Annotated in this window: 8 protein-coding genes; 6 read left to right on the top strand and 2 right to left on the bottom strand. The window is 72.1% G+C overall.

The genetic code is table 11. The annotated features are described in order from the left end of the window. Nucleotides 1–72 precede the first annotated feature (72 nt). Nucleotides 73–930, top strand: coding sequence for an SDR family NAD(P)-dependent oxidoreductase (locus AB0A65_RS08585; protein ID WP_359948388.1), 858 nt, complete (start codon nt 73–75; stop codon nt 928–930). A 124-nt stretch (nt 931–1,054) separates the two neighbouring features. After that, nucleotides 1,055–1,720, top strand: coding sequence for a vitamin K epoxide reductase family protein (locus AB0A65_RS08580; RefSeq protein WP_359948385.1), 666 nt, complete (start codon nt 1,055–1,057; stop codon nt 1,718–1,720). 46 nt (nt 1,721–1,766) lie between these two features. On the opposite strand, the gene cysC is transcribed toward AB0A65_RS08580, so the two are convergent. Then, nucleotides 1,767–3,311, bottom strand: coding sequence for an adenylyl-sulfate kinase (cysC, locus tag AB0A65_RS08575; protein ID WP_359948382.1), 1,545 nt, complete (start codon nt 3,309–3,311; stop codon nt 1,767–1,769). Nucleotides 3,312–3,618: 307 nt separating this feature from the next. On the opposite strand from cysC, the gene ppc reads away from it, so the two are divergent. Continuing rightward, a complete protein-coding gene (gene ppc, locus AB0A65_RS08570; RefSeq protein ID WP_359948379.1) occupies nt 3,619–6,378 on the top strand; it encodes a phosphoenolpyruvate carboxylase in 2,760 nt (919 codons plus the stop codon). Nucleotides 6,379–6,469: 91 nt separating this feature from the next. Continuing rightward, on the top strand, nt 6,470–7,303 hold the full coding sequence (locus AB0A65_RS08565) for a TrmH family RNA methyltransferase (RefSeq protein ID WP_359948376.1): 834 nt from the start codon (nt 6,470–6,472) through the stop codon (nt 7,301–7,303). Here the strand turns inward: AB0A65_RS08565 and AB0A65_RS08560 are convergent. Further along, entirely contained in the window at nt 7,300–8,184 is an 885-nt protein-coding gene (locus AB0A65_RS08560; protein WP_359948373.1) for an arylamine N-acetyltransferase, read from the bottom strand. The two genes, AB0A65_RS08565 and AB0A65_RS08560, sit on opposite strands and share 4 nt — an antisense overlap. 202 nt (nt 8,185–8,386) lie before the next feature. Between AB0A65_RS08560 and AB0A65_RS08555 the strand changes: the two genes are divergently transcribed. Together AB0A65_RS08555 and mfd are read left to right on the top strand one after the other, a co-directional pair. Then, nucleotides 8,387–9,214: a metal-dependent hydrolase gene (locus tag AB0A65_RS08555; protein ID WP_359948370.1), complete on the top strand. Its 828-nt coding sequence runs from the start codon at nt 8,387–8,389 to the stop codon at nt 9,212–9,214. A gap of 145 nt (nt 9,215–9,359) precedes the next feature. Further along, nucleotides 9,360–12,986 (top strand): transcription-repair coupling factor, encoded by a 3,627-nt coding sequence (gene mfd, locus AB0A65_RS08550; RefSeq protein ID WP_359948367.1) that lies wholly within the window; start codon nt 9,360–9,362, stop codon nt 12,984–12,986. Nucleotides 12,987–12,989 lie beyond the last annotated feature (3 nt).

The raw sequence follows: 12,989 nt of genomic DNA, 5'->3' as shown, positions 1-12,989 counted from the left end.
GATGGTGGCGGTTTCGCGCCGTTCGGCCCGGCGCTGGTGCGTTTGGTCGGAGCACCGTGAGAGACTGCCCGCATGAATGAACCGCGACCGAGCCCCGACGCTTTCGTAGACGGCCTCGCCGAGGTGATCGACCTGCCGTCCGCAGGTCAGGGCCCGTTGACCGAGCTCGGGCGGCTCCAGCAGCTCGATTCGCTCGCAGGGAAGATCGCGCTGGTCACCGGTGCCGGTGCGCCCGACGGGATCGGGATGGCGATCGCGACGCGGCTGCGGCTGGCGGGCGCGACGGTCGCGATCGTGTCGACGACGAAGCGGATCCACGAGCGGGCGGGGGAGATCGACGCGGTCGGCTTCGTCGCGGACCTGACCGACGAGGCCGAGGTGGGCGGCCTGGCCGACGCCGTGGTGGACGCGGTCGGCGAGGTGGACATCGTGATCAACAACGCAGGGCTGACGTCGAAGTCGAACCCGGCGGTCGTCAAGCCCGTCGCCCAGCTGTCCTATGAGGACTGGCGTTCGGAGCTGTCGCGGAACCTCGACACGGCGTTCCTGGTGTCGCGGGCCTTCGTGCAGCCCATGGCCGAGCGCGGCTGGGGCCGCATCGTGAACGTCGCCGCCACCGCGGGCGTCGTCAATGCCGTCCCCGCCGAGGCCGCGTACGCCGCCGCGAAGGCCGGGGTCACGGGCCTGACGAAGGCGCTCGCCACGGAGGTCGTCGCCGACGGCGTCACCGTCAACGCGATCGCCCCGGGCCTCATCCGCACCGGCTCCTCCACCGTGCCCGAGCTCCAGCAGGGCCTCGACGGCCCGATGGGCCGCCCCGGGACGCCCGAGGAGGTCGCGGCCGCGGCCGTGTTCTTCTGCGCGCCTTCGGCCTCCTACGTCACCGGGCAGACCCTCGTGGTCGACGGGGGCCGGTCCCTGCGCGTCTGAGCCCCCGAACGGAGCCCGCCGAGCGCTTCGACGCCGGAGCGCCCCGCGCGGTTCCCCGGCGTCCGGATCGCCACATTCGCCGCTTTGCGCGCAACTCCGATCGCGCCGCGCTCGTTACCCTTGCGTGATCACATCGACGGCAACCACGACCCGCACCGAGGGGGCGCTCATGGACGAGGCGTTCGGCGAGACCGGAAGAGAGGCCCGGGGGCGCACCGTCACCGGGCTCGTCCTGCTCGTCGGCGGGCTCGTCGGCCTCGCGGCCGCGTTCGACCTCACCTACGAGCGCATCGCCTCGCTCATCGACCCGAACCACGCCATCTCCTGCGACTTCAACCCGGTGCTCTCGTGCGGCACCGTCATGAACACGTGGCAGGCGTCGGTCTTCGGGTTCCCCAACCCGATCATCGGGCTCGCGGCGTTCCCCTTGGTCATCTTCACGGGGGTCCTGTGGCTCTCCAAGACCGAGCTGCCGCGGTGGATCGCGCTGGCGTTCAACCTCGGGACGCTCGCCGGGCTCGGCTTCGTGTCCTGGCTGATCTTCCAGTCCGTGTACAAGATCGGGGTCCTGTGCCCGTGGTGCATGGCCGTGTGGACGGTGGTCCTGCCGATCTTCTGGTTCACCACGATCCGCAACCTCCGCACCGGCGCGATCCCGGTCGCGGCCGACTGGCGCGACGCCGTCGACGACATCCTGCGCTTCCACTGGATCGGCCTGGCCCTGCTCTACGTCGCCGTGATCGGCATCGTCGGCACGGGCTTCTGGGACTACTGGTCCACGCTGCTGTAGACGAAAGGCCCGGACGGGAACGTCCGGGCCTTCCTCTCGTCTTCTCCTAAGCGATCTTGAGGCCGATCGGCTCCAGCCAGCCGCCCTCGGACAGGAACTCCAGGACCTGCTCCACGCCCTCGCCCACGGTGATCTCGCTCGTGTCGATCTCCAGCTCCGCGTTCGGCGGCGCCTCGTACGGGTCCGAGACCCCCGTGAACTCCGGGATCTGGCCCGCGCGCGCCTTCGCGTACAGCCCCTTGCGGTCCCGCGCCTCGCACACCTCGATCGGCGTCGACACGTGCACGAGCACGAAGTCCGCGCCCGCGGCCTCGGCCATGCGCCGGGCCTCGGCCCGGTCCGCCTCGTACGGCGCGATCGGGGCGGCCATGCCGATGCCGCCGTGCCGCGCCACCTCGGCGGCGACGAACCCGATCCGGCGCACGTTCACCGACCGGTCCGCGCGCGTGAACCCCAGCCCCGAGGACAGGAGCCGGCGCACCACGTCGCCGTCGAACAGCGACACCGTGCGCGTCCCATCCTCCAGGAGCGCCTCGTGGACGCCCCGCGAGATAGTGGACTTCCCCGAGCCCGACAGGCCCGTGAAGAACAGCACCAGGCCGCGCTGGCGCCGCGGCGGGCGGGCCTTGCGCAGCTCCGCGGCCACGCTCGGCGGCGTGTGCCACTCCGGGAGCCCGAAGCCCCGGTCGAGCATGTCCGCGACCTCGGCCTCGCTCAAGGCGGTGCGCCGGAACGGCGGCTCGATGTCCTCGATCGGCCGCCACTGGCCGTCGCGCGTGTCGTACGCCAGCTCGCGCGGCACCATCGACCGGACGCCGTCGCCCCCGCCGAGCCCGTCCGGCCCGGTCATCAGGTGCGTCGCCCCGTACGCGGCCGCCACCTTCGCGGTCAGCAGCCCGTCGCGGAGCCGGTCGCCGCGCTTCGACAGCGGCACCGTCAGCACCGTGGCCGTCGGCAGCCGGTCCTTCGCCGCGAGCACCGACCGCACCAGCGCCGCCGTCGGCAGCCGCAGCTCCCGGCCGCCGTTCGTCTCGTCCCCGGTCGGGATCATCACCAGCACGTGCGCCGCGAGGTTGTGGGCCGCGCGCGCCAGCTGCGCGAGCTGCGGCCGGTGCAGCGGCCGCTCCGCGACCAGCGCCAGCACCCGCGGCTTCGTGTACGTCGTGCGCGCCTGCTCCGGGGTCGCCCGCAGGCCAGTGAACACCCCGTGCGCCGCGTCCGCTATCCGCCGCACCGGGCCGCCGACCCGCACCATGTCCGGCCCGAGCGCGTCCAGGCTGTGGCACTCCACGGCCGCGACCGGCGCCCCCTCCGGGTCGGTGATGCGAAGCACACGCCGCTTCGGGTCGGGGTTGTCCAGGAGCCGCGCGATCGCGATCGGCACGTCCAGGGTCACCGGCACCGGCCACGCCGTCCCGTCGGGGAGCGTCCCCGTCCTGGTCACCGACCGCGCCTCCGCCTCGCCCATGAACCCCCGCAGCGGCGCGTACGCGCCGTACAGCAGCAGCTCCAGGTCGGCCAGCTCGTGCGGGAGCGGGGTGTGGCTCGGCGCCTCGGCGAGGATCTCGTCGGGCAGTACCCAGTCAGACATCGGCGGTCGGGGTCCCTTCGCAGCGGATCGATCGGGGCGGCTTCGGTATCGGTCGAACCAGGGTATGCCACGGGTCCGACTCCGCACACTTACGGCTACGCAAGCGGGCGCCGTGGCTAGCCTCACCCGTCGCCGCCGCATCCTCAGCGGACCGTCCCGCATGCCGGACTGAGAAAGTGGCGCGGGCATTACCGGTAAGTTACGCTGACATCGCTCTATAGCACTAGTGCACAGCAGTTCACCGCGGACAAGGACGTCGGCGCGAGCGGCCCCTCAGGGTTTGCCCAGACCAGCAGTGGAGACCTCCATGGACTACTACGACTCCTCCAGCGGAACCGACGACAAGCAGCTGCGCCGCGACATCAGGCGCCTCGGCAACCTCCTCGGCCAGGCGCTCGTCCGCCAAGAGGGCCCCCAGCTGCTCGAACTCGTCGAAGAGGTGCGCGGCCTCGTCCGCCACCGGCCCGAGAACGTGGCCTCCCGCCTCGCCAAGCTCGACGTCACCGAGGAAGTGGACCTCGCCCGCGCGTTCGCCACCTACTTCCACCTCGCGAACATCACCGAGCAGGTCCACCGCGCCCGCGACATGCGCCGCTCCCGCGCCGAGAACGGCGGCTGGCTCTCCCAGGCCCGCGCCGAGATCACCCTCGAAGACGTCCCCGCCGACCAGATCGCGGCCGCCGCCGAGCGCCTCGAAGTCCGCCCCGTCTTCACCGCCCACCCCACCGAGGCCGCCCGCCGGTCCATCCTCATCAAGCTCCGCAACATCGCCGACCTCCTCGACGCCGAGGCCGCCGAGCGCGCCGTCCTCGGCTCCGCCGACGTCGACGCCGTCAACTCCCGCCTCGCCGAGATCATCGACCTCCTCTGGCAGACCGACGAGCTCCGCGTCGAGAAGCCCGAGCCCACCGACGAGGCCCGCAACGCGATCTACTACCTCACCGACCTCTACCGCGACGCCGCCGCCCGCGTCCTCACCGACCTCAACGCCACCCTCACCGACCTCGGCGGCTCCCCCCGCCCCGGCACCGCGCCCCTGCGCTTCGGCACCTGGATCGGCGGCGACCGCGACGGCAACCCGTTCGTCACCCCCGAGGTCACCAAGCAGGTGCTGCTCATGCAGCACGAGCACGGCATCGCCGCCGCCGAAGGCGCAGTCGCCTCGCTCATCAACGAGCTGTCCGTCTCCCAGTCCGTGCGGCCCGCGTCCCAGGAGCTCCTCGACTCCGTCAGCGCCGACCTCGACCGCCTCGGCACCGCGATCCCCGCCCGCTACAAGCGCATCCACGCCGAAGAGCCCTACCGGCTCAAGGCCCGCGCCATCGAGGCGAAGCTCGCCAACACCCGTACCCGCCACGCCGAGGGCCTTCCCCACCGCGCCGGGTTCGACTACGCCGACGGCCGCGAACTTCTCGCCGACCTCCAGGTCATGCGCGACTCCCTCGCCCGCCAGCGGGGCCAGCTCCCCGCCAAGGGCGTCCTCGACCGCGTCATCCGCACCGTCGCCGCGTTCGGCCTCCAGCTCGCCACCATGGACGTCCGCGAGCACTCCGAGGCCCACCACGCCGTCCTCGCCGAGCTGTACGACGCCACCGGCGAACTCGACCGGCCCTACGCCGAGCTCACCCCCGAGGAGCGCAGCGACCTCCTCGCCCGCGAACTCTCCGGCCAGCGGCCCCTCGCGCCCGCGAACGTCGAGCTCACCGACCTCAACCGCAAGACCTTCGACGTCTTCCACGCCGTACGCGACGCCCAGGAGCAGTTCGGCAAGGCCATCGTCGAGTCCTACATCATCTCGATGACCCACGACGCCGGCGACGTCCTCGCCCCCGTGATCCTCGCCCGCGACGCCGGGCTCATCGACGTCGCCCGCGGCCGCGCCGACGTCGGCTTCGTGCCCCTCCTCGAAGAGGTCGAAGAACTCGCCGGCGCCGACGTCCTCCTCGACCGGCTCCTCAGCCTCCCCGCGTACCGCGCGATCGTCGCCGCCCGCGGCAACGTCCAGGAGGTCATGCTCGGCTACTCCGACTCCAACAAGGACGCCGGGATCACCGCCTCCCAGTGGAACATCCAGGCCGCCCAGCGCCAGCTCCGCGACATCGCGCACAAGCACGGCGTGCGCCTGCGCCTCTTCCACGGCCGCGGCGGCACCATCGGCCGCGGCGGCGGCCCCACCCACGAGGCGATCCTCGCGCAGCCCTCGGGCACCCTCGACGGGGCCATCAAGATCACCGAGCAGGGCGAGGTCCTCTCCGACAAATACACGCTGCCCGCGCTGGCCCGCGAGAACCTCGAACTCACGGTCGCCGCGTCCCTGAAGGCGACGCTGCTGCACACCGAGCCGCGCCACCAGCCCGAGGTCCTGGCCCGCTGGTTCGACGTCATGGACCAGACCTCCGAGGCGTCCAAGGGCGCCTACCGGGCCCTCACCGGCCGCGACGGGCTCGCCGAGTACTTCTGGGCCGTGAGCCCCACGGAACTCCTGGGCGCGTTGAACATCGGCTCGCGCCCGTCGAAGCGCCCGAACACCGACGCGGGCCTCTCGGGCCTGCGCGCGATCCCGTGGGTGTTCGGCTGGACGCAGTCGCGCCAGATCGTCCCCGGCTGGTACGGCGTGGGCTCGGGCCTCGCGGCCGCCCGCGAAGCCGGTCTCGGCGGCGACATCGCGGAGATGTACGAGAAGTGGCACTTCTTCCGCAACTTCGTGTCGAACGTGGAGATGACGCTCGCGAAGACCGACCTGTCGATCGCGGGCCAGTACGTCTCGACGCTCGTGCCCGAGCACCTGCGCCCGATCTTCGACGCCATCAAGGACGAGCACGCCGCCACGGTTCGCGAGGTCCTCGCGCTCACCGGCGGGGAGCGGCTCCTCGCCTCCAGCCCGCAGCTGGCCCGCACCCTGGAGGTCCGCGACCGCTACCTGGCGCCGCTGCACCACCTCCAGGTGTCGCTGCTCAAGCGGTACCGCTCCGAGGGCGGCGCCGACGGCGACGTGGACCCGCAGCTCAAGCGCGCGCTCCTCATCACCGTCAACGGCATCGCCGCGGGCCTGCGCAACACGGGCTGACGGATACGAGCGTCGCAAATCGACCACGGGACCGGAGCGGTGCTCCGGTCCCGTGCTAGTTTCGCGCTTCGAATCCATCGGAGCGGAGACCATGGCGAGAAGTCTGCGAGTGAGCGTCCGGAACGCGAAGTTCCAGCAGTGGGAGACCCTGCTGCGCAACCGGACCAAGCGGCACCGGGCCGGGTCGTTCCTGGTCCAGGGGGTGCGGCCCATCACGATGGCCGTCGAGCATGGCTGGACCGTGCAGGAGCTGCTCTACGACGCCGACCGGCCGCGCCTGTCCGCGTGGGCCGAGGGCCTCCTCGACGCCCCGCACACCGAGCGCGCCGCCGTCTCCGCGGACCTCATGGCCGAGCTGGGGGACAAGGACGGCGAGGCGCCCGAGCTGCTCGCGCAGGTCGCGATCCCCAAGCGCCGCCTCTCGCAGCTCTCCTCGCGCCCCGGCTGGACCGGGCTCGTCATCGACCGGCCCTCCGGGCCCGGGAACGTCGGCTCGCTCATCCGCTCCGCCGACGCGTTCGGCGCCGACGCGGTCATCGTGACCGGCCGCAACGCCGCCGACCCCTACGACCCCAAGGCCGTCCGCGCCTCCACCGGATCGCTGTTCGCCCTCCCCGTGGTCAACGCCGCGTCCGCCCACGAGGTCGCCGAATGGGCGTCCAAGCAGGACCACAAGCCGTCCATCGTGGGCACCGACGAGCGCGGCGAGCGGGCCCTGTCCGAGCACGACCTCACCGGCGCGGTGCTCCTGGTTGTCGGCAACGAGGCCGAGGGCATGTCGAAGGCGTGGCACGAACTCGCCGACGCGGTCGCCCGCATCCCCATGGCCGCCAAGGCCGCCTCGTCCCTGAACGCCGCCAACGCGGGCACCGTCGCGCTCTACGAGACCGCCCGGCAGCGCGCCGAAGCGGGGAAGGCCGCCTAGGCCGCGTTCTCCAGGGCCTCGGCCTGCGCGTCCTCCGCGAGCTTGCGCTCGTGCTGGGCGACGGCCTTCGCCCACAGCTCGGTGGTCTCCGCGTCCGAGAGCGTCAGGTTGAACCGTCCCCTCAGGAGGGACGCGAACTCGCCGGCGTCGGCGACGACCCGGACGGTCTTGAGGTCGGGGTGGCGCGGGTCGTACACGGTGAGCGTGCGGGCCCGCAGGACCCACATGTCGTTCTCGCGCGGGTTCTGCACCGCGAGGGTCTTCACGAACGGCGACTCGGGCGAGGTGGACAGTTCCAGGCACCGCTCGGCGAACTCCTCAGGACGCCTTGCGGCGAGCTGGAAGTCGAACGTCAGGTTCGCGACGCGCGGGTCGATCGAGCAGCGCCAGGTGTCGCCGCTGAGGTTCCACACGCCGAAGTTGAACGCGCCGACCCGGTAGCTGCCGTCGCGGACCGGGAGCGGTTCGCGGAAGCCCGTGCCGATCCCCGCGTCCGCGAGGTACTCCGTGCCGCCGCCGCCGTGCCTGCCCTCGAAGCGCACCACCAGCGGCATGTGGTTCCACCAGGCGCCGTCGCCGTCGATCTCGCGCCGGACCCCGCCGAGGACGCGGCGCACGTCGAAGCCCATGGCCTCCAGTGCGAGCGCCAGGACTCCGTTGTGCTCGTAGCAGTAGCCGCCGCGCCCGCGCTCGACGAGCTTCGCGAAGAGCGCGTCGGGGTCGAGGCTGATGGGCCGCCCCAACTGGATGTCGAGGTTCTCGTAGGGCATCGCGGCGACGTGGGCGCGGTGGACCCGCCTGAGTGCGTGCAGGGTCGGGCGCCGCGGGGCCGTGATGCCCACGCGTTCCAGGTACGCGGTCAGCTGGGCGGAGTCGAACACCCCTCGACCATAGCGCGAACCGTCCCGGCCCGGGCCCGTCGTGATCGGACCGGTATGCGAAACCTGTTGCGGCGTCCGGACACTCCTGGGACACCGCGATTGGTGCCGGTGTGGGATAGTGTCGCCAGCTTCTCGACTGCTCACCGCCGCCCTGAGAACACCGCCCTGAAAAGCTAAAGCATTGCCCTGAAGGAGTCCCCCTATGGTCATGGGTCCGACCCACGCCATGTCCGGCGCAGCCCTATGGCTCGCAGGATCGGCCGTCGCGGACATCGCGTTCGGCATCGACCAGTCCTCCGCGGAGCTGGTCGTCGGCACGATCGTCTGCGCCGGCGCATCGCTCTACCCCGACATCGACTGCGCGGGCAAGGTCACCGAGAACAAGGGCGGGTCCACTGTGGCCCGCTCGTTCGGCGTCGCCTCCCTGATGGTCGCCGAGGTCGTCGAGCGGCTCTGCTACTGGTTCTACCTGCTCACCAAGTCCAAGAAGGACAAGCCCCGCAAGAACGGGCACCGCACGTTCACGCACACCTTCGTCCACGCCGCGATCGTCGGCACCGGCACCGGCTACCTCGCGTACTGGTTCGGGAAGCCCGCGGTGGTGGCGATCCTGTTCGTCCTCACCGGTCTCGCCGTGCGAGGACTGCTCGCCGAGACCGTCGAGAAGAAGGGGTGGATCGTCGTCACCGGCGTCTCCCTCGTTGCCGCCTACGGCATGTTCCGGCTGCTCCCGGAGGGCCGCGACTACTGGATCCTGGGCCTCGCCATGGGGATCGGCTGCTTCATCCACATCCTCGGCGACATGATCACGAAAATGGGGTCGCCACTGTTCTTCCCGCTCCCGATCCAAGGGCGCCGCTGGAAGGACATCGGCCTGCCGAAGAACATCGCGCTGCGCGCCGGCGGCAAGGAGGAGAACCGCATCCTCCTGCCGATCCTCACCGTCCTCGTCGTCATCGGCATGCTCTACAACCTGCCGGAGATCCAGGCGCTCCTGTTCGACCAGGGCGGCCGCGGCGCCTCCAACTAGCGCTCGGATAATCGCGGGCGCCCCTCGGGGCGGCGCGAGGTAGACTCGACCGGTCGCCGGAACAGCCCCCCGTCAGGGCTGTCTCCGGCCATCAGTCGTGCCCGCGATCCGCCGGGCGGCACCGTCTCGCACAGGGAGCCCGCGAATGTCCGAAGGCCAGCCGAAGCTCGCGAGCCTGCTCGATGCGGCCGCGGGGGAACCGAAGCTCGCGCGCCTCGCCGAACTGGCCTCCGGGTCCGACCGCCCGGTCGACGTCGTCGCCGTCCCCGGCGCCCGGCCCCTGGCGCTCGCCCAGGCCGCCCGGCACGCGGCCGGGCCGGTGCTCGCGATCACCGCGACCTCCCGCGAAGCGGAGGAGCTGGCCGAGTCCCTCGCGTCGTTCATCGCCGAGGCCGACATCGCCTACTACCCGGCCTGGGAGACCCTCCCGCACGAGCGGCTCTCCCCGCGCTCGGACACCGTCGGCGCCCGCCTGGACCTGCTGCACCGCATCCACGCCGGGGACGTGCCGCGCGTCATCGTCACGCCCGTCCGCGGCGCCCTCCAGCCGCAGCTCAAGGGCCTCGGCACCCGCGAGCCCGTGCACCTGCGCCGCGGCGACGAGACCGACCTCACCGACCTGGCCGCGCACCTCGTGGACCTCGCGTACGAGCGCGTCGACCTGGTGGAGAAGCGCGGCGAGTTCGCCGTGCGCGGCGGCATCCTCGACGTGTTCCCGCCGACCGCCCAGCACCCGCTGCGCCTGGAGTTCTTCGGCGACGAGGTCGACACGATCCGCGAGTTCTCCGTCGCCGACCAGCGCTCCCTCGACGCCGCCTCCGGCGAGGAGCCCGCCGAGCTGCGCGCCGTCGCCTGCCGCGAACTGCTCCTCACCGAGGACGTGCGCGAGCGGGCCGCCCAGCTCGGGGAGGCGTACCCGGGGCTCGGCGAGATGTGCGCGAAGCTCGCCCAGGGCATCCCCGTCGAGGGCATGGAGTCGCTCCTGCCCTCGCTCGCCGGGCCCGGGAACCTGGAGCTGTTCCAGGAGGTCCTGCCGCGCGACGCGCTCGTCGTCGCCATCGAGCCCGAGCGCATCCGCACCCGCGCGCTCGACCTGGTCGCCACCTCGAACGAGTTCCTCGAAGCGTCCTGGGCCGCCGCCGCGGCCGGGGCCGAAGCGCCCGTGGACCTCGGCGCGGGCACGTTCCACGACCTCGCCGAGGCCCGCACCGCCGCGCTCGCGAAGGGCCAGCGGTGGTGGACGATCTCGCCGTTCGCCGTCGCCCCCGAAGAGGACGCCCTCGGCGACGCTCCCGACGCCGCGGAACTCGCCGCGATCACCGGCGAGCCGCTCACCTACGGCACCGGCGTCTCGGACGACGGCCTCACCGTGGACCTCGGGTTCGCCGAATCCCCGCGCTACCACGGGAACACGGCCCAGCTCGTGGAGGACATGCGGACCTGGACGCGCGCGGGCCGCGCCGTCGCGGTCGTCTACCCGGCCCTCGGCGGCGCCGAGCGCGCCGCCGAGCAGCTGCGCGCCGAAGGCATCGGCGCGCACCTGGAGTCCGCGCCGGAGGGCTTCGCGCGCGGCGAGGTCGTCGCGTGCGTGGGCACGCTCGCGCTCGGGTTCGCGGCCGGGAACGTCGTCGCCGTCACGGCCGCGGACATCGCGGGCGGCAAGGCCCTCGCGGCCCAGCGGCCCCGCAAGGGCAAGGCCGCCAAGCGCAAAGGCGTGGTCAACCCGCTCGAACTCTCGCCCGGGGACTTCGTGGTCCACGACGCGCACGGCGTCGGCAAGTACGTGGAGATGGTGCGCCGCACCATCGCCGGGGCCGAGCGCGAGTACCTCGTCATCGAGTACGCGCCGTCCAAGCGCGGCCAGGGCGCCGACGTGCTGTTCATGCCGACCGACGCGCTCGACCAGCTCACCCGCTACGTCGGCGGCGAGCAGCCCACCGTCCACAAGCTCGGCGGCGCCGACTGGCAGAAGACGAAGCGCCGCGCCCGCAAGGCCGTCCGCGAGATCGCGGCCGAGCTGATCCAGCTGTACGCGGCCCGCCAAGCGGCCCAAGGGCACGCGTTCGCCCCCGACACGCCGTGGCAGCGCGAGCTCGAAGACGCGTTCCCCTACATCGAGACCCCCGACCAGCTGTCGGCGATCATCGACACCAAGAACGACATGGAGGCCCGCGTCCCCATGGACCGCCTCGTCATGGGCGACGTCGGCTACGGCAAGACCGAGGTCGCCGTGCGCGCCGCGTTCAAGGCCGTGCAGGACGGCAAGCAGGTCGCGGTCCTCGTCCCGACCACGCTCCTCGCGAGCCAGCACTACGGCACGTTCGTGGAGCGCATGGGCCAGTTCCCGGTGAAGATCAAGCAGCTCTCGCGGTTCCAGTCCGCGCGCGAGGCCGCCGAGATCCAGCGCGGCATCGCCGCGGGCGAGGTGGACATCCTCGTCGGCACGCACCGGCTCCTCCAGGCCGAGACCCGCTTCAAGGACCTCGGGCTCATCATCGTCGACGAGGAGCAGCGGTTCGGCGTGGAGCACAAGGAGAAGCTGAAGGCGCTCCGCACCGCCGTCGACGTGCTCACCATGTCCGCCACGCCGATCCCGCGGACCCTGGAGATGGCCGTGACCGGCATCCGCGAGATGTCGCAGATCTCCACGCCCCCCGAGGAGCGGCACCCCGTCCTCACGTACGTGGGCGCGTGGGAGGGCAAGCAGGTCGCCGCGGCGATCCGCCGCGAGCTGCTGCGCGACGGGCAGGCGTTCTACCTGCACAACCGGGTCGAGTCGATCGACCGGGCCGCGACGCGCCTGCGCGAGCTCATCCCCGAGGCCCGCGTGGCGGTCGCCCACGGGAAGATGAGCGAGACGCAGCTGGAGCAGATCATGCAGGGCTTCTGGGAGGGCGAGTACGACGTGCTCGTCTCGACCACGATCATCGAGTCCGGCATCGACATCCCGAACGCGAACACCCTCATCGTGGAGCGCGCCGACCTCCTCGGCCTCTCGCAGCTGCACCAGATCCGCGGCCGCGTCGGGCGCTCGCGCGAGCGCGCGTACGCGTACTTCCTGTACCCGCCGGAGCAGCCGCTGTCGGAGACCGCGCACGAGCGGCTCGCGACCATCGCGCAGCACTCCGAGCTCGGCGCGGGCATGTACGTCGCCATGAAGGACCTGGAGATCCGCGGCGCCGGGAACCTCCTGGGCGCCGAGCAGTCCGGGCACATCGCCGACGTCGGCTTCGACCTGTACCTGCGGATGGTCGGCGAGGCCGTGACGTCCTTCAAGGGCGGCACCGAGGAGCCCCCGCCGCCGGTCAAGGTGGAGCTGCCGCTCGACGCGAACATCCCGTTCGACTACATCGAAGTGGAGCGGCTGCGCCTGGAGATGTACCGCAAGGTCTCCGAGGTCCGCGACGAGGCCGAGCTGGACGAGGTGCGCGAGGAGATGGAGGACCGGTACGGGCCCTCCCCGGAGCAGGTGCTCACCCTGTTCCACCTGGCGCGCTTCCGGCTCCTCGCCCGCCGCCACGGGCTCACCGACATCGCCTTGCAGGGCAAGAACCTTCGGTTCTCCACAGTGGACCTGCCGGACTCGAAGCAGCTGCGCCTGGGCCGCCACTACCCGGACGCGCACTACAAGGCCCCCGCCGGCCTCATCAGCGTCCCGCGGCCCACCACGTCCCGCGTCGGCGGCAAGCCAGTGGAGGGCCTGGCGCTCCTCCAGTGGTGCGCCGACCTCATCACCGACATCGTCCCCGAGCCCGCGCCCGCCCCGGCCTGACCC

The sequence above is a fragment of the Glycomyces sp. NPDC047010 genome (assembly GCF_040644205.1).
Classification (GTDB): domain Bacteria; phylum Actinomycetota; class Actinomycetes; order Mycobacteriales; family Micromonosporaceae; genus Glycomyces.
The sequence above is the reverse complement of the archived record's forward strand: the minus strand, read 5'-3'. Positions and strand labels throughout refer to the sequence as shown.

Excerpts from the sequence above, each read along its gene's own strand:
- AB0A65_RS08585 (WP_359948388.1), top strand. The coding sequence starts at position 73 with ATGAATGAACCGCGACCGAGCCCCGACGCTTTCGTAGACGGCCTCGCC.
- cysC (WP_359948382.1), bottom strand. The coding sequence starts at position 3,311 with ATGTCTGACTGGGTACTGCCCGACGAGATCCTCGCCGAGGCGCCGAGC.
- ppc (WP_359948379.1), top strand. The coding sequence starts at position 3,619 with ATGGACTACTACGACTCCTCCAGCGGAACCGACGACAAGCAGCTGCGC.
- AB0A65_RS08565 (WP_359948376.1), top strand. The coding sequence starts at position 6,470 with ATGGCGAGAAGTCTGCGAGTGAGCGTCCGGAACGCGAAGTTCCAGCAG.
- AB0A65_RS08555 (WP_359948370.1), top strand. The coding sequence starts at position 8,387 with ATGGTCATGGGTCCGACCCACGCCATGTCCGGCGCAGCCCTATGGCTC.
- mfd (WP_359948367.1), top strand. The coding sequence starts at position 9,360 with ATGTCCGAAGGCCAGCCGAAGCTCGCGAGCCTGCTCGATGCGGCCGCG.